13 protein-coding genes are annotated in these 19292 nt (G+C 70.3%); 9 read left to right on the top strand and 4 right to left on the bottom strand.

The window, feature by feature from the left end; all coding sequences use genetic code 11:
* Positions 1-48: 48 nt before the first annotated feature.
* The gene (locus IG65_RS0122535) at positions 49-1044 is read left to right on the top strand and encodes an SMP-30/gluconolactonase/LRE family protein (protein WP_231509354.1); all 996 of its coding nucleotides are present in this window, start codon (positions 49-51) and stop codon (positions 1042-1044) included.
* Between the two features lie 37 nt (positions 1045-1081).
* Here the strand turns inward: IG65_RS0122535 and IG65_RS0122530 are convergent, their stop codons facing one another.
* Both IG65_RS0122530 and IG65_RS0122525 read right to left on the bottom strand, forming a co-directional pair.
* Entirely contained in the window at positions 1082-2830 is a 1749-nt protein-coding gene (locus IG65_RS0122530; RefSeq protein ID WP_030516933.1) for a serine/threonine-protein kinase, read from the bottom strand.
* 110 nt (positions 2831-2940) lie between these two features.
* Entirely contained in the window at positions 2941-4203 is a 1263-nt protein-coding gene (locus IG65_RS0122525; protein WP_051756710.1) for an MFS transporter, read from the bottom strand.
* A gap of 519 nt (positions 4204-4722) precedes the next feature.
* On the opposite strand from IG65_RS0122525, the gene IG65_RS0122520 reads away from it, so the two are divergent.
* From IG65_RS0122520 to IG65_RS0122510, 3 genes are all read left to right on the top strand, one after another.
* The gene (locus IG65_RS0122520; protein ID WP_231509372.1) at positions 4723-6594 is read left to right on the top strand and encodes an amino acid transporter; all 1872 of its coding nucleotides are present in this window, start codon (positions 4723-4725) and stop codon (positions 6592-6594) included.
* Positions 6595-6998: 404 nt separating this feature from the next.
* Positions 6999-11063, top strand: coding sequence for a Pls/PosA family non-ribosomal peptide synthetase (locus tag IG65_RS0122515; RefSeq protein ID WP_081879675.1), 4065 nt, complete (start codon positions 6999-7001; stop codon positions 11061-11063).
* Positions 11064-11076: 13 nt separating this feature from the next.
* Positions 11077-12435 (top strand): M1 family metallopeptidase, encoded by a 1359-nt coding sequence (locus tag IG65_RS0122510; RefSeq protein ID WP_030516929.1) that lies wholly within the window; start codon positions 11077-11079, stop codon positions 12433-12435.
* A gap of 1 nt (position 12436) precedes the next feature.
* Here the strand turns inward: IG65_RS0122510 and IG65_RS0122505 are convergent, their stop codons facing one another.
* A complete protein-coding gene (locus IG65_RS0122505; RefSeq protein ID WP_030516928.1) occupies positions 12437-13276 on the bottom strand; it encodes a patatin-like phospholipase family protein in 840 nt (279 codons plus the stop codon).
* Positions 13277-13362: 86 nt separating this feature from the next.
* Here IG65_RS0122505 and IG65_RS0122500 point away from each other — a divergent pair, with 86 nt between their 5' ends.
* Both IG65_RS0122500 and IG65_RS0122495 read left to right on the top strand, forming a co-directional pair.
* Entirely contained in the window at positions 13363-13983 is a 621-nt protein-coding gene (locus tag IG65_RS0122500; RefSeq protein ID WP_030516927.1) for a helix-turn-helix domain-containing protein, read from the top strand.
* Positions 13984-14027: 44 nt separating this feature from the next.
* Complete coding sequence (locus IG65_RS0122495; RefSeq protein WP_030516926.1) at positions 14028-14681, top strand: enoyl-CoA hydratase-related protein; 654 nt, start codon at positions 14028-14030, stop codon at positions 14679-14681.
* A gap of 9 nt (positions 14682-14690) precedes the next feature.
* Here the strand turns inward: IG65_RS0122495 and IG65_RS0122490 are convergent, their stop codons facing one another.
* On the bottom strand, positions 14691-17666 hold the full coding sequence (locus IG65_RS0122490; protein ID WP_231509353.1) for a crotonase/enoyl-CoA hydratase family protein: 2976 nt from the start codon (positions 17664-17666) through the stop codon (positions 14691-14693).
* A gap of 99 nt (positions 17667-17765) precedes the next feature.
* Between IG65_RS0122490 and IG65_RS0122485 the strand changes: the two genes are divergently transcribed.
* The 3 genes from IG65_RS0122485 to IG65_RS0122475 all read left to right on the top strand — a co-directional run bounded on the left by IG65_RS0122485 (position 17766) and on the right by IG65_RS0122475 (position 19203).
* The gene (locus IG65_RS0122485; protein WP_051756663.1) at positions 17766-18128 is read left to right on the top strand and encodes a helix-turn-helix transcriptional regulator; all 363 of its coding nucleotides are present in this window, start codon (positions 17766-17768) and stop codon (positions 18126-18128) included.
* The gene (locus tag IG65_RS0122480; protein ID WP_030516923.1) at positions 18125-18610 is read left to right on the top strand and encodes an SRPBCC family protein; all 486 of its coding nucleotides are present in this window, start codon (positions 18125-18127) and stop codon (positions 18608-18610) included. The genes IG65_RS0122485 and IG65_RS0122480 overlap by 4 nt, the downstream gene beginning before the upstream one ends.
* A 281-nt stretch (positions 18611-18891) precedes the next feature.
* Positions 18892-19203 (top strand): hypothetical protein, encoded by a 312-nt coding sequence (locus tag IG65_RS0122475; protein ID WP_197039887.1) that lies wholly within the window; start codon positions 18892-18894, stop codon positions 19201-19203.
* The last annotated feature ends 89 nt before the right edge of the window (positions 19204-19292 follow it).

Below are 19292 nucleotides of genomic sequence, written 5' to 3'. Positions count from 1 at the left end.
ACCAGCGCACACGTGGGTGGTCCTGGCGCCCGGTGGATAAGGTGAGTCATGTCTTTCCAGCCGACCCGGTGGACTCCTCCGCCGGCGCCCGCCCGGGCGCGCGCCCCGCACAGCGATCCGCCCATGCCCGACCTGCGGCTGCTCGAACTGCCCGGGGACGGTCCCGAGGATGTGGTGCTCGCACCCGACGGGCGGATCGTCACCGGCATCGCCGACGGCGCCGTCCTCGCGGTCGACCCGGCCACCGGGGCGGTCGAGCAGATCGCCCACACCGGCGGGCGGCCGCTGGGCCTGCACGCCGAGGCCGACGGATCGCTGCTGATCTGCGACGCCGAGCGCGGACTGCTGCGCCTGGACCGCCCGCACGGCACCCTGGAAACCCTGTGCGACCGGGTCGACGGCGTAGCGCTGAACTTCGCCAGCAACGTCGTCGCCGACACCGGCGGCACCGTGTACTTCTCCGAATCCAGCCGCCGCTACCCGCTCGACGACTACATGGGCGACATCCTCGAACACTCCGGCACCGGCCGGCTGTTCCGCCGCAGCCCCGACGGCCGGGTCGAAACCCTGGTCGACGGACTGCAATTCGCCAACGGGATCGTCCTGGCCCCCGACCGCTCCTGTGTGCTGGTCGCCGAAACGGGCGGCTACCGCATCGCCCGCCACCACCTCACCGGCCCCCGCGCCGGCGAGACCGACCATCTGGTGGAGAACCTGCCCGGCTGCCCCGACAATCTCGGGCTCGGCAGCGACGGCCTCGTCTGGGCCGCGCTCGTCACACCGCGAAACCCGGTGCTGGACACGCTGCTTCCGCTGCCCGGTGTGCTGCGCCGCCTCGTGCGCGCCATCCCGCCGGCCCTGCAGCCCAAACCCGCCCGCACTGTCTGGGTACAGGCCTACGACTTCGACGGCATCCTCGTCCACGACCTGCAGCGCGAACCCGACCGGTACGCGATGGTCACCGGCGTCGCCGAAACCGACGGGACCCTGTACCTGGGCAGCCTCAGCGAACCGGCGATCGCGGTGGTACGCCTGCCGTCATGAGGCGGCCGAGGCGACAACCGTTGTGCCGCAGCCGGTTTCACTGGCGCCGCAGTGTTCCCGTGATGGCCCCGATCGGGCCGGTCATCGAATAGGCGACGGTGTGGTCCGGGTTCAGAGTGAGGGTGGAGGACTGGCCGTCGTCCATGCAGGTCGCGCCCGAGACCAAGCGGGCCCGCAGCGTGATCGCGGAATCGCTCGCCGAGGTGAGGGTTTCGGCGCGCCGGCAGGTGAGACCACTGGTCCGGCCGGTATTGCTCGCCGTACCCAGTTCCGTGCCCACCGCGCCGGCGCGCAGGGTGACGACGATGTCGTAGGTGGCCAGCCCGTCGGTGGCGGTGCCCTTCCAGGTGCCCGCGTAATCGGCGGGCAGCGCCGCCAACTCGCTTCCCGCGGTTGTCGTCTCGGCGGCAGTGGCCTCCGGGGCCGACGTGTCCTCGGTCTCGACCGAGGTTTCGGTGCCGGGAGCAGACGCCGGCCGATCCGATGACGCGCTACGGAAGGCGAGCGTGGCACTGATCACCGCCGCCGCCACCAACACCACGGCCAGGCACCCGATCGTCACCATCCGGCGCCGCGACGAATTGCTTTGTGCGGGAGAGCTTTCGGCGTGTGCGCCGGCCTGGGTGTAGCTGTGGGGAGTCCATGGTGCGGACGGTTGCGACGGCGCGCCGGGCCACGGACCCGTCCGCTCGGGCATTCCGGTGTTCGGGAAGTGGCCGGGGGTGAAGGTCGATGACCGGCCCGCATCGCCTGGATGCGATCGTCGTACGGTCGGCGGTGACGCCTCGGTCGGCGGCACGGGCGTGTGCGGGTGCCCCGCGGCGCCGGAGCCGATCAGCGTCGAGGGAAGGTCGGGCGTGCTCTGCGGCGTGACCGGCGGATCGTTCGGCACCGGACCGGAATCCAGATCGAGCAGCATCACCGCCTGACGGCTGATCGCCTCCAGGATCGGTCCCGGCAACCACCCCGACCGGGCGTCACCCAATGCCACACACTGCCTTTCGACCTCGGCGGGCGTCGGGCGATTACCGGGCTGTTTGTCCAGGCATGCTCCCGCGAGGGGACGTAACGCCGCCGGCAGGCCCTCGAGGCGCGCCGGTTCCTGCATCACCCGCCACAGCATCGGGATCGAATCACCCGAACCGAACGGCCCACTGCCGCTGGCGGCATACACCAGCACCCCGCCGAGAGCGAACACATCGACCGCCGGCCCCACCGGCGCATCGCCCGAAATATGTTCCGGCGCCATATAACCCGGCGAACCGATCACCTTGCCGGTCGTGGTCAGCGTGCCGTCGTCGTCGGCGGCGCGCGCGATCCCGAAATCGATCAGCCGCGGCCCGTCGAGAGTCAGCAGCACATTGGACGGTTTCAGATCGCGGTGCACCACCCCGGCCGCGTGCACATCGGTCAGCGCCCGCGCCAGGCCCGCGGCCAGCGGAACCAGCGCCGATTCCGGTAACGGCCCGAACGAGTCCACGGCCTCGCGCAACGACAACCCCGCCACGTACCCGGTGGCCAGCCACGGCCGCTCCGCCTCCACATCGGCGTCCAGCACCGGCACCGCATGCGCGCCCGTCACCCGCCGCGCGGCGGCCACCTCCCGCCGGAACCGGGTGCGGAATTCGGGATCATCCGACAGATCCGGTCGCACCACCTTCACCGCGACGGTGCGGCCACCGGCGTTGCGGCCCAGATAGACTCGGCCCATTCCGCCGGAGCCGAGCACCCCGAGCAGCCGATAGGGGCCGATGGCCGCCGGATCACCGGACTCCAATGGGAGCATCTGGACTCGTCGTTCCTTCCGGGCCGTGCCCTGCCGCGTGCGGGCTCGCTCGATCACACACGAGCGCGGCATCCGCCGCAAGCGGTGGACCTAGGGAAGCTCCGGAGGCTCTAGCTGGGCTGCGGAACCGGTTCCTCGTCGGCCGCGTCGGGAACCTCGGTGCCGGCCAGCGAGACGCCCGCGGTCTCGCGCAGGAAGAACCATGCCACCAGGCCCACCAGGCACGCGCCCACCATGTAGTAGGCGGGGAACAGATGCCAGCCGGTGGCGTCGATGACCGACTCGTTGATCAGCGGTGCGGTACCGCCGAACGCGGCGGTGGAGATGTTGTAGCCCAACGCGAATCCCGCGTACCGCACCTGCGTCGGGAAGATCGCCGGGAAAGTCGCCGAGATCGTGGACAGCTGGGGAACGTAGAGCAGGCCCAGCACGACGAAGCCGACGACCGCCCACGCCGCGCCCTGAGCCATCAGCCAATACATGGGGATTGCCAGGATCGCCAGCCCCACCAGCGACACCAGCCACATCGGCCGCCGACCCACCCGGTCGGAGACCGCACCCGACACCGGCAGCACCAGCGCCATCACGATCTGGCCGACCAGCACCATCGCCGTGGTCTCGGAATCGCCCATGCCCAGGGTGTTGTGCAGATAGGTCGGCTGATACGCCAGCAGCGTGTAGTTGACGACGTTGAGCGCGACCACCAGTCCGGCGATGGTCAGCAGTTCGCGGCGGTAGTCGCGCAGCAGGACCCGCAGCCCGCCCTGGGCCTTCTGCTGCTCGGCGACCTCGGTGAACACCGGCGATTCGTCGAGTTTGCTGCGCAGATACCAGCCAATCAGGCCCAGCGGCACCGCCAGCAGGAACGGAATGCGCCAGCCCCACGATTGCATCGCGTCGTCGGAGAGCAGAACCTGCAGGATCAGTACCACCGTGGAGCCACCGACGAATCCGGACAGGGTGCCGAATTCGAGGAAGCTGCCGAGGAATCCGCGGCGGCGCTCATCGGTCGATTCCGCGATGTAGGTGGCCGCGCCACCGTATTCGCCGCCGGTCGAGAATCCCTGCACGACGCGCAGCAGGATCAGCAGGATCGGCGCGGCGATCCCCACCGCCGAATGGGTGGGCAGGATGCCGATGCAGCCCGTGGCCGCGGCCATCAGCAGGATCGTGGTGGCCAGCACCAGTTTGCGGCCGACCCGGTCGCCGAGCGGGCCCCACACCATGCCGCCGATCGGGCGCAGCACGAAGGAGATGGCGAAACCGAGCAGCGTGCCCAGCGTGCCCAGCGTGCCGGGGAAGAACGCGTCGGTCAGATAGGAGGCGGTCGCCGCGTAGACGCCGTAGTCGTACCACTCGGTGGCGTTGCCCATGGCCGCGGCGGCCACCGAACGTCGTTGCTGGGCGTGCGGCAGGCTGGTGCTCACGCGCGCTCCTCCTCACCTGTTTTCGGTTGCTGCGCGCCCGGCCGCGATGCCGCGACGTGGGACACGAAACACTCGGGTACCCGGTGGGTGGTCCGGCAAACCGGACGCCGGTAGCGCGGCCGGCTCGGTGGGTGGGATCCACCTGCGATGATATCGGGGTGGGTGACTCCGCTCACAGCGCGACGCGGCCGGTGAACGGGAGTCATCGGCCGGTCCTGCGCCGGATTTGCCGGATTGTGTGTCTGGTTTGCCGTTTTGTGCTGCCGCGCACGACATCCGGTATGCGTTGCTCCGGTGGCGGCCCACGTACATTGACGCGGATATCGCTGGACTCCGGGATGCCCGGACAGATGCTCCCGAGGGGGATCACGTGACCGCCACCGCCACCGGACGACCGCGTTCGGCTTTGACGGACTGTTGCTGCAGGGCGCCGACGAGGACCGCTACTCCCGCCATCCCGGCCCGATGGTGAAGCAGGCCGAAGAGCAGCATCAACGGTCGTGGTGGCAGGTGATGTGCCTGACCGGTGTCGACTACTTCTCCACCCTCGGCTATCAGCCCGGCATCGCCGCCCTGGCAGCCGGCGTGCTGTCCCCGCTGGCGACGCTGGTGCTGGTCGCGCTGACGTTGCTGGGCGCGCTGCCGGTGTATCGGCGAGTGGCCCGCGAATCCCCGCACGGCGGCGGATCGCTGGCCATGTTCGCCGATATCCTGCCCCGCTGGACCGGCAAACTGTTCATCCTCGTCCTGCTCGGATTCGCCGCCACCGACTTCGTGATCACCATGACGCTGTCGGCGGCCGACGGCGCCGCCCACATCGTCGAGAATCCGTTCGTGCCGCAGGCACTGCACGGGCACGGGCTCGCGATCACCCTCACCCTGCTGGCACTGCTGGCCGCGATCTTTCTCAAAGGATTCGCCGAAGCGATCCGGATCGCGATCGGGCTGGTCGGCGTCTATCTGGCGCTGAACCTGGTGGTCGCGGTCGTCGGGGTGTGGAAGGTCGCCACCGCCTCGCACCTGGTCGTCGACTGGGGCCACGCCATGACCGCCCAGCACGGCAGCGTCTTCGCGATGGTGGGCATCTCGCTGCTCGTCTTCCCCAAACTCGCGCTCGGACTCTCGGGTTTCGAAACGGGTGTGGCGGTGATGCCGCAGATCAAGGGCGGCCCCGGCGACACCGAGGAGCACCCGGAACGGCGGATCGTCGGCGCGCGCAAACTGCTGACCACGGCCGCGCTGATCATGAGCGCATTCCTCATCGTCACCAGCTTCATCACCGTGGTGCTGATCCCGGAACGCGAATTCGAATCCGGCGGATCCGCCAACGGCCGCGCGCTGGCCTATCTGGCCCACGAGTATCTGGGCAACGGATTCGGCACCGTCTACGACATCTCCACCATCGCCATCCTGTGGTTCGCCGGCGCCTCGGCCATGGCCGGACTGCTCAACCTGGTGCCGCGGTATCTGCCCCGCTACGGCATGGCGCCGGAATGGGCACGCGCCACCCGTCCGCTGGTGCTGGTGTTCGCGGTGATCGCTTTCGGCATCACCTGGTACTTCGACGCCGACGTCGACGCCCAGGGCGGCGCCTACGCCACCGGTGTGCTCGTGCTGATCACCTCCGCCGCCGTCGCCGTCACCCTGTCCGCGGCACGAAAACGCCAGCGCGGCAAGGTTTTCGGATTCGGCGCCGTGGCGGCCGTATTCGTCTACACCACCATCGCCAATATCGTGGAACGCCCCGAGGGCGTGCAACTGGCCTCGCTGTTCATCATCGCCATCATCGTGGTGTCGTTCGTCTCGCGGGCGCGGCGCGCGTTCGAACTGCGGGCCATCGAGGTCGACTTCGACGACAAGGCGGCCTGGCTCATCGACAAGATCGCCGCCTCGGGCACCATCCGCATCGTCACCCACGACCTCGACGACGCCGACGCCCGCCGGCCCGACGACTACCGGCAGAAGGAAGCCGAACAGCGGATCGAAAGCCACATCCCCGCCAAGGAGCCGATCCTGTTCCTCGAGGTGATCGTCAAGGACGCCTCGGAATTCTCCACCGACCTCAACGTCGGCGCGGTCGAGATCGACTGCTACAAAATCCTCTCCGTCGAAGCGGCCGCGGTGCCCAACTCGATCGCCGCGATCCTGCTCGCGATACGCGATCGCACCGGCATGAATCCGCACGTGTATTTCGAGTGGACCGAGGGCAATCCGCTGCTCAACCTGCTGAAATTCCTGTTCGTCGGTGAGGGCGAGGTGGCGCCGGTGACCCGGGAGATCCTGCGGCGCGCCGTCGCGGATCCGAATCAGCGCCCGCACGTGCACGTCGACAGCTGACCGGGCGCTCGCAGCGGGCAGTGCGTGGTCGGCGAGAGCCCGGCATATCGCGGGCGAACACGCCCGTCGCCCCCGCGAGAGCCCACGTGCGGTTGTGTTGGGACAATAGGGCGGGCCGACGGTGCGATCGCCGGGGGCTGTGGCGGCCCGGACGCGCGTGAACCGGACAGCTGGTGTTTGCGCAACGGTAACCCCAATGTGAGAGAACCGGACGTCCGATAGCCGGAACGGGAGAGGCAGGCAGCAACGTGATCGTCGGTTCGCAGTCGGGCGCGGGCGCTACCGACGCGCCACTCACCGCGCCCTCGGGCAGCGACACGAATGGTGAGCCCCCTGAACCCGCAGCCTCCGCGGACTCCCCAGTCTCGACGGACTCCGAGACCGCGACGGACCCCGACGCTCCGATGAGCTCCGAGACCGCGACGGACTCCCGAACCCGCGCAGATGCCGGCCCCTCCGCCTCGGCGGTGACCGGCGCCGACGGGAGATCGGCACCGGAGGTCGCCGACCCGGACTCCGGCCGGCGCACGGCGCAGGCTCCCTCCTCGCCGCTGCTGCGCGGGGCCGCCGCGGCGCAGCCTCGCACACTGGTCGACATCCTCGCCGAAACAGCTCACGCGCACCCCGACGCCGATGCCGTCGACGACGGCACCGAGGTACTGACCTATCGGGAGTTACTGGCGGCGATCGACGCGTCGGTAACCGAGTTGCGGGCGGCGGGAATCCGGCGCGGCGACCGGGTCGGAGTGCGGATCCCCTCGGGAACCGCGCGGCTGTACGTGACCATCCTCGCCGTCCTGCGCGCCGGGGCCGCCTACGTCCCCGTCGACGCCGACGACCCGGAGGAACGCGCCGAACTGGTCTTCGGCGAGGCCGCGGTCGCCGCCGTCGTCACCGCCGACGGCATCACCGCCGTGCGCCGAGACGACACCGCCATGCGCGCGGACGACACCGCCGTCGGCCCAGACGGCACCGCCCCGCGCGGAGACGGCAACTGCGCGCCGGCCGATCCCGACGCGCCCGGCCCCACGATCGACGACGACGCGTGGATCATCTTCACCTCCGGCTCCACCGGAACCCCCAAGGGTGTCGCGGTCACCCACCGCAACGCCGCCGCCTTCGTCGACGCCGAAGCGCGAATGTTTTTGCGGCAGGAGCCGATCGGGCCCGGCGACCGCGTGCTGGCCGGACTGTCGGTGGCCTTCGACGCGTCCTGCGAGGAGATGTGGCTGGCGTGGCGGCACGGCGCGTGCCTGGTGCCGGCGCCGCGTGCGCTGGTACGCAGCGGGATGGATCTGGGGCCGTGGCTGGTGCGCCGCGAGATCAGCATCGTGTCCACGGTGCCCACCCTGGCCGCCATGTGGCCGCCGGAAGCGCTCGACGCGGTGCGGCTGCTGATCTTCGGCGGCGAAGCGGTGCCCCCGGAACTGGCCGAGCGGCTCGCCGGCAGCGACGACCGCGAGGTGTGGAACACCTACGGCCCCACCGAGGCCACCGTGGTGGCGTGCGCGGCACAGCTCACCGGCACCCCGCCGGTGCGCATCGGATTACCGCTGGACGGCTGGGATCTGGCCGTCGTCGACGCCGACGGCACACCGGTCGCCGAAGGGGAAGCCGGTGAACTGGTGATCGGCGGCGTCGGGCTGGCCCGCTACCTCGACCCGGCCAAGGACGCCGAGAAGTACGCGCCGATGCCGACCCTCGGATGGCAGCGCGCCTACCGCTCCGGCGATATGGTGCGCAACGACCCCGCCGGGCTGATCTTCCTCGGCCGCGCCGACGACCAGGTCAAAGTCGGGGGACGGCGGATCGAACTCGGCGAACTCGACGCCGCGCTGCAACATCTGCCCGGCGTCACCGCCGCCGCGGCCGCTGTGCGTACCACTGCCACCGGCACCCCGATCCTCGTCGGCTACCTGTCCACCGGCGACGACGGCATCGACCTGTCGCACGCGCGGGAACTGCTCGCCGAACGACTGCCCGCGGCCCTCGTGCCGCGGCTGGCCGTGCTGGACGAATTGCGCACGCGCACATCGGGAAAGGTCGACCGTGACGCGCTGCCGTGGCCGCTGCCCGGCGCCGACGGCGAACCCGGCGCGGGTTTGGACGGCACCGCGTATTGGCTTGCGGGACTGTGGCATTCGGTGCTCGGCGCCGATGTCGACGACTTGGACTCGGACTTCTTCGACCTCGGCGGCGGTTCGCTGTCGGCGGCGCAACTGGTCACCGCGCTGCGCGAACGGCTGCCGCAGATCACCGTTGCCGATCTCTACGATCATCCGCGCCTGGGCGCGCTGGCCGAATTCATCGACGCCGCTGCCCCCACCGAACAGGCGCCCACCCGCCACGTCACCCCGACACCGTGGCGCGCGCAATGGTTCCAGGTGCTGGCCTCGGTGCCGTTGACCACCCTCACCGGCCTGCAATGGCTCACCTGGCTCGGCGTGGTCACCAATATCGCCTCCCGTTTCGGTGCGCTGCCGTGGATGCCGGGACTGTCGTGGTGGTGGGCGCTGGCCGGATTCGTGTTGTTCATCTCACCGCCCGGCCGGATGGCGATCTGCGTGGCCGGCGCCCGCATCCTGCTGCGCGGCGTGCGCGCCGGCAGCTACCCGCGCGGCGGCTCGGTCCATCTGCGCCTGTGGACGGCGGTGCGGATGGCTGAGGCCGCGGGCGCGGAAAACCTCTCCGGCGCACCGTGGATGGTGCCGTTCGCCCGCGCACTCGGGGCACGCATCGGGCGCGGCGTCGACCTGCACACGCTGCCGCCGGTCACCGGGATGTTCGAACTCGGCGACGGCTGCAGCGTCGAACCGGAAGTGGACCTGGCCGGATACTGGATCGACGGCGACCTCGTGCACATCGGGGAAATCCGCATCGGGCCCGGCGCGGTGGTCGGTTCCCGCTCCACGGTGATGCCCGGCGCGGTGATCGGCAAGAACGCCGTCGTGGAACCGGGCTCGGCGGTATTGGGGAAGGTGAAAGCGGGCCAGAGTTGGGCCGGATCGCCCGCGGTGAAAGTCGGTCCCGCCGAACATCGCTGGCCCGCCGGCACACCGCCGCGCGCACTGCACTGGGTGCTCGTCTTCGGCGTCACCTCGATGCTGCTGTCGGCGCTGCCGGTGATCGCCCTGGCCGCGGGCGGACTGCTGCTGGCCTGGTGGATCCGCGATGAAACAACGCTGACGGGGGCGCTGGCACACGCGATGCTGATGCTGCCGGTGGCCGCGTTGATGGTGCTCGCGGTCTTCGCCGCGGTGACCGTCGTCGCGGTCCGCGTGCTCGCGATCGGATTGACCGAGGGCTACCACCCGGTGCGCAGTCGCGTCGGCTGGCAGGCCTGGGCCACCGAACGGCTCACCGACTCCGCGCGGACCTTCCTGTTCCCGCTGTATGCCAGTCTGCTCACCCCGCTGTGGCTGCGGCTGCTCGGCGCCGACGTCGGCAAGGGCGTCGAGGCGTCGACCGTGCTGCTGCTGCCGAAATTCACCAAGGTCGCCGACGGGGCTTTCCTCGCCGACGACACCATGATCGCCGGCTACGAACTCGGCGGCGGCTGGATGCACATCGGCGGCGCGAAGGTGGGAAAGCGGGCCTTTCTGGGTAACTCCGGTATGACCGCGCCCGGACGGCGGGTGCCCAAGAACGGTTTGGTGGCGGTGTTGTCGGCGGCTCCGGAGAAGGCGAAGGCGGGTTCGTCGTGGCTGGGCAGCCCGCCGGTGCGGTTGCGCCGCACCGCCGGTGATTCCGACGCCGCGCGCACCTTCGATCCGCCGCTGCGGTTGAAACTGGCGCGCGCGCTGGTGGAGACCTGCCGGCTGATTCCGGTGATCCTCAGCTTCGGCATCGGGCTCGGTGTGTTGTTCGCCTTGGCCTGGCTGGCCTCGGGGCCCGGATACTGGCTGGCCGCACTCTGTTCCGGTGTGGTGCTGCTGATCGCCGGCGCCGTGGCCGGCGCGTGCGCGGTGGCGGCGAAATGGTTGATCGTCGGACGTATCCGGAAGGTGGAACATCCGCTCTGGAGTTCGTTCGTGTGGCGCAACGAGGTGTGCGACGCGTTCGTGGAAACCGTTGCCGCGCCGTGGTTCGCGCGCGCGGCTACCGGCACCGCGGTGATGAACATCTGGCTGCGCGGGCTCGGCGCGCGCATCGGGCGCGGAGTGTGGTGCGAATCGTACTGGCTGCCCGAGGCCGATCTGGTGAGCCTCGGCGACGGAGCGACGGTGGAACGCGGCTGTGTCGTGCAAACACATCTGTTCCATGATCGGATCATGTCCATGGACAGCGTGACCCTCGAGGCCGGAGCCACCCTCGGCCCGCACTGCGTGGCACTGCCCGCGGCCCGCATCGGCGCCGGTGCGACCGTGGGCCCGGCGTCGCTGGTGATGCGCGGGGACACCGTCCCGGCGTCGACCCGGTGGCAGGGCAATCCGATTGCGCCGTGGCCGGATACCCGGCGCGGCAAGTGAAGGCAGGTCGTCGGTGAAGCTGGGCAAAGGTGGCGCCGAGGCGCCGATCGACGACTATCTGCCGCAGAACGGCAACCACGGCTATCGGGTCTCGCGCTACGAACTGGACCTGGTGTACAAGGTCGCCGCCAACCGGCTGACCGGGCGGGCCACCATCACGGCGGTGACCACCGCGGTGCAGCCGCGGTTCGCGCTGGATCTGTCGCAAACACTGAGTGTGGCAAAGGTTTTCGTCAACGGCGCCAAACCCGTCAAATACACGCACACCCGCGGGAAGCTGACGATCACACCCGCGCGCCAGGTCCCGCCCGGCGCGGCCTTGTCGATCGTGGTGCACTACGGCGGCACCCCGAAACCCGTGCGCGGGCCGTGGGGTGAGGTCGGCTGGGAGGAACTCACCGACGGTGTGCTCGTGGCGAGCCAGCCCAACGGCGCGGCGTCCTGGTTCCCGTGCGACGATCATCCCAGCTCCAAGGCGAGCTACCGGATATCGATCACCACCGACTCCCCGTATCACGCGCTCGCCAACGGCGTGCTGACCGCTCGCACCACCAAATCCAGCCAGACCACCTGGGTGTACGAGCAGTCCGAGCCGATGGCCTCCTATCTGGCCACCATCCAGATCGGACCCTATCGCGCCCACCGCATCGACGCCGGACGCCTCACGAAGGTGCCGATGACCGCGGTGCTACCGCCGCGGCTGCGCACCGCCTTCGACCACGACTTCGCCCGGCAACCACAGATGATGGCCGAATTCGAGCGCCGGTTCGGGCCCTATCCGTTTCCCGGCTACACCGTCGTCGTCACCGACGACGAGCTCGAAATCCCCATCGAGGCACAGGGATTGTCGATCTTCGGCGCAAACCACTGCGACGGGCAGCGCGGCGCGGAACGGCTCATCGCGCACGAACTGGCCCACCAGTGGTTCGGCAACAGCCTCACCGTGCGGCAGTGGCGCGACATCTGGCTGCACGAGGGCTTCGCCTGCTACGCCGAATGGATCTGGTCCCAGGCCGGCGGCGGACCCAGCGCCGACCAGCTGGCCCGCGCCGCCCGCCAGAACCTCGCCCGGTCCGCGCAGGATCTCGTGATCGGCGATCCCGGGCCGGCATCGATGTTCGACGACCGGGTGTACAAACGCGGCGCCCTCACCCTGCACGCGCTGCGCCTGCGCCTCGGCGACGACGCCTTCTTCTCCCTGCTGCGCGACTGGACCGCCCGGCACCGCTACGGCACGGTCGCCGCCGAGGACTTCACCGACCTCGCCGGCCACTACAGCCCCGCCCCGCTGCGCGAGTTGTGGGACAGCTGGCTCTACCGCGCGGCGTTGCCCGAGCTACCGCAGCACGGGCTGGGCGCGGTCGGCAGCTGACTCAGGCGTCGAATCCGACGTCGGCCAATTGCCGTGCCGCGTCGGCGGATTGGCGCAATCCCGCTTCGTAGGCGGGGGTCAGCGCGGCCGGGTTGAACACGTCGATGCCGAATACGGCCACCGCCTCGGCATCAGGGGTGACGGAGATCTCGGTCTCCGCGCCGTGCGCGCGATCGGTGCGGGTGCGGGGGAACATGTGCGCCAGCGGTTCCATGATCACCACGATCTGCGCGCCGGCGGCCAGGTCGGCATTGAGGGCCGAGCGCACACCGCCGTCGAAATAGCGGGATTCACCGATCGGGATCGGCGGGAAGACGCCCGGGACCGAGGTGCTCGCGGCCAATGCCTGCGGCAACGTCGCCGCGGTGTCGCGAGTCCACACCTGCAGTTCGCCGGTGCCGATATCGACCGTGGTGACGCGCAGGTCGGCCGCCGGCCATTCGGTGACACCGGCCAGCCGGGCGATGCGTTCGACGTGGGCGTCGGGATCTCCGGCCTCGGCGGCCAGCGCCAATTCGCCCATGCGGCGGCGGATTTCGCGCGCGTCGCCGGGTGTGGTTCGCAATGAGAAGATCTCGGCGAGTCGGCGCGGATCCGGTGCGAACGATTCGCCGCCCGACGACCGGGTGGCCCCCAGGTGTTCCAGATCCCCGCCCGCCGCGAGCACCGCGCCGACCACCGACCCCGCCGACGTGCCCACGATCCGGTCCGCGCGCGCGGGATCGATCCCGGCGGCACGCAATCCGACCATCACCCCCGCCATCCACGCGATCCCGAGGGGACCGCCACCGCCCAGTACCAACGCGGTGCGGAATCGGTCGGGCGAGAGTGCGGCACACATGAGCGCGACACTACCGGCGCGCTCTCCGCCGCGCATGTGGCGCACACCATCGAGTAATAGAGCAACTGCTCTGTTATGGTGAGGTCGTGCCCCGCCCCCGCATCCACGACCTCGATGTCGTTCTCGACCATGCCGAAGCGCTCGCCGTGGCCGCGGGTGTGCCTGCCGTGACGATTCGCGCGGTCGCGGCTGCCAGCGGCATGTCGAACGGGGCGATCTACCACAGTTTCGGCTCGCGCGCGGAACTGGTGGCGCGCATGTGGATTCGCGCCGCGCGCCGGTTTCTGGACGTGCAGAACGAACTCGTCGGCGAGGCGCTGGCGGACGGGTCCGGCAGCGAGGCCGCCGTGCAGGCGGTGGTGCGCGCGGCCGAGGCGCCCGCGGAGTTCGCCGCACGGTATCCGGCCTCGTCCCGCTTGGTCACGATGCTGCGGCACGACGAGGTCCTCGCCGCGGAGCTGCCCGAGAGTGTGGCCGCCGAGGTGCGCGCGCAGCACCGCGGGCTCGTCGCGGTGATGCGGCGGTTGTCGGCGCACCTGTGGCAGCGGGAGGACCGGCGCGCGGTCGAGGTGATCACCGCCTGCATCGTCGATCTGCCCACCGCGCTGCTGCTGTCGCGCGACCGCCTCGCCGACCCCGACACTCGCATGCGGTTGCGGGCCGCCGTCCGTGCCGCCGTCAGCGCCGGACCACCACCGAAACACTGACCACGCCACAACTCCGGCTACACCGAAACACCGAAGGAGATCCGATGTTCCCCGCTCTCACCTACCGTGACACCGTCGCCGTCCTCGACCTCGGCGCCGGCGAGAACCGCTTCTCACCCGAGTTCCTCGCCGCCGTGAACGCTCACCTCGACACCGTGCTCGCCGATGGCGCCACCGGATTGATCACCACCGCGAGCGGCAAGTTCTACTCGAACGGACTCGACCTGGAGTGGCTGGGCGCCCACGGCGAGCGCGCCCCGTGGTACGTCGAACAGGTGCAGGGGCTGCTGGCGCAGGTGCTCACGCTGCCGGTGCCGAGTGTGGCGGCCCTGCCCGGTCATGCCTTCGGCGCCGGCGCGATGCTCGCCCTCGCGCACGACCAGCGGGTCATGCGCGCCGATCGTGGCTACTTCTGCTTCCCCGAGGTCGACATCCGCGTGCCGTTCACCCCGGCGCTGGCCGCGCTCGTGCAGGCCAAGCTGTCGGCCGAAGCCGTCACCGCCGCGGTGCTCACCGGACGACGATTCGGCGGGGCCGAAGCCCACGAATACGGCCTGGTCGACGCCACCGCCGCCGCGGGCACGGAGGTCGAGACCGCCACCGCGCTGCTGGCCCCGCTCGGCGCCAAGGACCAAGGCACGTTGGGATCGATCAAATCGGTGTTCTACGCCGGCGCCTACACCGCGTTGACCGCCTGATCGCGCTGCTCAGCGGCCCTTCCACTCGGGCGTGCGCTTCTGCGCGAACGCCAGCACACCCTCGGCCGCATCCTCCGACGACAGCGCACTGCCCGACACCTCGAGCTGGCGCGTGAACGCGATATCGGTAGACCAGTCCGGTGATTCGTCGATGATGCGTTTACTCGCCGCCAGACTCAGCGGCGCGTTCACCGCGATCCGCTGCGCCAGCTCCAGTGCGGCGTCGAGGGCCTTCCCCGATTCGGTCACCTGATTGACCAGTCCCAGTGCCGCCGCGCGTTCGGCGGAGATGGGATCACCGGTCAGCGCCAGCTCCATCGCCACCGCCCGCGGTAACCGCTGCGCCAGCCGCAAGACGCCACCGCCGACGGCCACCAGTCCGCGTTTGACCTCGGGGATCCCGAACGTCGAATCCTGTGCTGCCACTACGAGATCGGCGGCCAGCGCCAGTTCGCAGCCACCGGCCAGGGCCGGTCCCTCGACCGCCGCGATCAACGGCTTCACCGGTGGTTTCGCGGTGATACCGAGCGGGCCGCGCTTCTCGGTCATCGGCGTCTCGCCGCGCGAGGCGGCCTTGAGATCCATTCCGGCGCAGAAGTATCCACCCGCGCCGGTGATGATCGCGACCTGCGCCGACGGATCGGCCTCGTAGGCGTCCAGGGCCCGTTCCAGCCCGAGGGCGGTGGCCAGATTGACGGCATTGCGCACCTGCGGGCGGTTCAAGGTGATGATCGTGACCGGGCCGCGGCGCTCCACCAGCACCGGCGGGGCGGGCGGGGCCGGCAACTCCACCCGCTCGCGACCCTCGACGCTGATGTCGTGCCCGGACACCGTCACCGGCAGGCCGAGCAGATCGCCGTCGACCAATTGCGCGATCAGCTCGGAATCGGTGTTGCGCAGCAGAATCCGGCCGCCCGCGGGTTCGATCAAGCTCAGAATCGCCGCTTCCGGCTGCCCGTCGCGCGCGTAGGCGACGGTGTAGGCCTCCACCACCGCGGGCCCGTCGTGGGTGCTGCGGGCCGGGCGCGCCGGCGGATTCTCGATGATCGGTCGCAGATGCCGGTACAGCTGGGCGGGCGGCAGCGACGAGTACACGCCCAGAGCGTGTTTGGTTACGTACCAGCCCAGCGAACTCGCCAGGCCGAAGGTGCCCGGTTCCGCGCGCAACCGCGCCACCATCGTCGCCACCGCGTGGCCGCCGTAGTTGTTACCCGGACCGCCGCCGAAGGTCAGTCCGCCGGTCACCGACAGCGGACGGGCCGGATCGTCGATCGCCAGCCCCAATTCGCGCGCGGCGATCTGCACCGCCACCGGGAAGCAGGCGTAGAGGTCCACGTGGGTCAGCGCCTCGACGCCGATGCCGCTGTGCTCGAGCACCGCCCGGCCCAGCGTCGCGATCGCCGGTGAGGCCGCCAGTTCGGCGCGTTCACTGGTGAACCACTCGTCGTGCCCGGACGCGCCGGCGTGGATGAAAACCCACTTGTCCTGCGCGATCCCGGCCTCCTGCGCGGCCGCGGCACTGCACACCACGATGCCGCTGGCCATATCGACGGTCAGATTCGCGCATTCCAGTTTGGTGTAGGGCGTGGACACCATGCGATTGTCCGGACCGGGGGTGGCGATCCGGTCGGCGTCGAATTCCTCGGGCTGCCAGGCGTATTCGTTGCGCGCCGCCACCGCCGAAAGCCGCGACCAGAGTTCGGCCACGGCCTCGGCGTGATCGCCGGGGCTGCGGCCCAGCCGATGCCGGTTCGCCGACTCCAGCAGGGCGTACATGTTGATCGGCGCGATCAGGCCCGCCGCGGTCTCGGCCGGATTGTTGGCCGGTTTGTCGATGCCGATCGAGCGGGTCGGCGCGACCTCGGAACCCTGCTGCGGCCACGACAGCTCCACACCGGCGCGCTGCGCGGCGGCCTGCGTGGCTCCGGCCTCCGCGCCGGTGACCAGCACCATGTCGTACTCACCGGCCGCGATCGCCGCCGCGGCCTCGTTGATCATCAGCTGACCGCCGTCGCCGCCGAAGGGACTCGACTGCGCGGTGTCGACACCGCCCACGCCCAGGCGCTGCGCGATCACCGCCCCCATATCCCGGTACTGCCACGACGTGCACGCCACCGCGAACACCGCGTCCGCGCGGCGCAACAGCTCCTCTCCGGCGCCGGTATCGGCCGCGGCGCGCCGCAACGCGGTCACCGCGAGCGCGGCCGGATCGCCGTAACCGGAATCCGGTGTGCGCTGGGTGATCTGCCCGACGCCCACCAGAACGGGGGTCCGGGGATCGATCTCGGTGCCCGAGGCGCGATGCCGAATGGGCTGTGCCGCACGCTTTTTCACCGGTCCGGCCGCGGCGATCGCGTCGGGTAGCCGGGCCAGGGACTGCTCCATCGCCTCACCGAGGCTGCGGGCCACCGACGCGCCCAGCGGGCCCTCGACGGGCGGGCCGCCCAGCCCGGCATCGAAATACACCGTCGCCTCGTCGCCGGAACCGGCGACGGTCAGCCAGTACCCCAGCCGCACTCCCTGCGGACCCTCGCCGCGCAGCGCGAAACCGCGCTCGCCGGCCTCGACGACCGTCCAGCGCAACTCGGCGGGGATGCCCATCACCAGCGCCTGCTGCGTGAACGTCAGGCCCTCGCGCACCGCGCCCGGTGCCTCACCCCGCCAGCCGGCGTGCAGGGTGAACCAGTCGGCCAGCCGGTTCAGATCCGAGAGATAGGCCGCCACGGCATCGGGTGCCACCCGAATGCCGCGGCGGGCATGTGCGGACCGGGCGTAGTCGCTCACACCGGCGGGCGTGAGATAACCGTCTGCCTCTTCGGCCGGTGTGGCCGCCGGGGCGGAGTGCGATCGAGCGGCGCCGATCAGGCCGGTGATCAGGTCACGCGCGATGCGCGGATCCTTGCGCACCGCCGCGAACAGGGCATTACCCGCCTCGAGCTTGGTGCGTGCGGCGCGGATTCGATCCGATCCCGACAATGGCGACACCGACAACCTCCTTGTTGCGTCCCGAGACAATTAATCACCCGCTCTTTCGGGGCGTCAAAGACTTGTGACCTGCGTTACGTAAGTCTAGACTTACGGTTCGTGGGGACTTACCAAGATGGTGCGCTCGACGCTCTCGGGGATCCGACCCGGCGAGCGATCTTCGAACGACTCGGGCGCGGACCCTGCGCCGTCGGTGAGCTGGCCGCCGAACTCCCGGTCAGCCGTCCAGCGGTCTCTCAGCACCTGAAAGTGCTCAAACAAGCGGGGCTGGTGGTCGACGAGGCGATCGGCACCCGCCGGATCTACCGGCTCGATCCGAACGGCATCGACGCCCTGCGCGGCTACTTCACCCGGTTCTGGACGACGGCGATGTCGTCGTTTCGCGACCGGGCCGAGGCCGCCGCACGCGCTCAATCGATCGAAACAAGCAGCGGGACAACCATATTCGAGGAGCAGTCATGACACAGCAAACCAGCGAGACCCAGGTCCGCGTCGAACTCACCGTCGAGGCGCCCATCGACACCGCCTTCGACGTCTTCACCACCGGCATCGACAGCTGGTGGCCCCGCGAACACCACATCGGCGCGGGACCGCTGGCCGAAGTGGTGGTCGAACCCCGCGTCGGCGGACGGTTGTTCGGCCGCGAGGCCGACGGCACCGAATGCCCGTGGGGTCGCGTCCTCGTATGGGACCGTCCCGGCCACTTCGCGTTCTCCTGGGACATCTCCCTGGACTGGAAATACCAGCCCGACCCGGCCCTGACCAGCCGCGTCGATGTCACCTTCACCCCTGTCGATTCCACCCACACCGCCGTCACTCTCGTGCACGGCGACTTCGCCAACCACGGCGAGGGGTGGGAATCCATGCGCGACGCGGTCGGCTCGCCGGGCGGCTGGCCCGGCCTGGCGGACACCTACGCACGCGCCGCCGCGGCCGCTGCCTGAGCTGCTGCGCGCACTTCCGCGCCCCCATCGCGAGGCGACGGCAGTGGTGAATCGGTTCAGCGCTGAGGTAGACGGAGACCCGGCCGTGAGGCACAAGCGGGCGCGGCGCGGAAACACCGTGCGGAGGCATGGCTTCGGTGCAGTCCGTGCCGGCGCGCATCGGCTGCCTCCGGCCGGTCTGGGGCGCGGTGAACAATGGGGCGTGGCCGGATTCGCGCCCTGTGGTGCATTCGTCCGGTCGCTGTCCCGATTCGGTTGATGTGTGGTGGAGGTTTGTGAGTATGGCCGGAATTTCTTCGGTGCCGACGTCGGCGCTCGCCGCCGGTGGGTTGCTCGGCGGGTTCGCGCTCGCGCAGGCGACCAAGCAGCGGCAGCTCGGTGGTGTGGTCTTCGCCGCGGCTACCGCGGCCGCGGTCCCGCGCTGGCGTGCGGCCCTGGGCATTCCCGGGGCGGCCGCGCTGACCGGGCTCTCGGTGGGCGCGATGGGCGCCTCGCATCCGCTGGCCAAGAAGATCGGCGCGTGGCCGTCGGTGGCGGTGGTCTCCGGCGCGGTGGCGCTCACCTCGTGGGCGCTCGCCGACCGCCGCGCCTGAACGATCACAGCTGATCTGCGGGTGCGACACCCGCGGATCAGCTGTCCGGCCTCCACCCGCGGCGGCCTACCGCGTGCAGTCGTTGCGCA

Origin of the sequence: Nocardia sp. NRRL WC-3656, from assembly GCF_000720265.1 — a bacterium.
Taxonomy (GTDB): Bacteria; Actinomycetota; Actinomycetes; order Mycobacteriales; family Mycobacteriaceae; genus Nocardia; species Nocardia nova.
Note: the sequence above shows the minus strand (reverse complement) of the source record. Positions and strands in the feature narration are given on the sequence as shown.

Coding starts and splice junctions, on each gene's coding strand:
- IG65_RS0122535 (WP_231509354.1), top strand. CDS start 49: ATGTCTTTCCAGCCGACCCGGTGGACTCCTCCGCCGGCGCCCGCCCGG.
- IG65_RS0122530 (WP_030516933.1), bottom strand. CDS start 2,830: ATGCTCCCATTGGAGTCCGGTGATCCGGCGGCCATCGGCCCCTATCGG.
- IG65_RS0122525 (WP_051756710.1), bottom strand. CDS start 4,203: ATGGGCAACGCCACCGAGTGGTACGACTACGGCGTCTACGCGGCGACC.
- IG65_RS0122520 (WP_231509372.1), top strand. CDS start 4,723: ATGGTGAAGCAGGCCGAAGAGCAGCATCAACGGTCGTGGTGGCAGGTG.
- IG65_RS0122515 (WP_081879675.1), top strand. CDS start 6,999: ATGAGCTCCGAGACCGCGACGGACTCCCGAACCCGCGCAGATGCCGGC.
- IG65_RS0122505 (WP_030516928.1), bottom strand. CDS start 13,276: ATGTGTGCCGCACTCTCGCCCGACCGATTCCGCACCGCGTTGGTACTG.
- IG65_RS0122495 (WP_030516926.1), top strand. CDS start 14,028: ATGTTCCCCGCTCTCACCTACCGTGACACCGTCGCCGTCCTCGACCTC.
- IG65_RS0122480 (WP_030516923.1), top strand. CDS start 18,125: ATGACACAGCAAACCAGCGAGACCCAGGTCCGCGTCGAACTCACCGTC.
- IG65_RS0122475 (WP_197039887.1), top strand. CDS start 18,892: ATGGCCGGAATTTCTTCGGTGCCGACGTCGGCGCTCGCCGCCGGTGGG.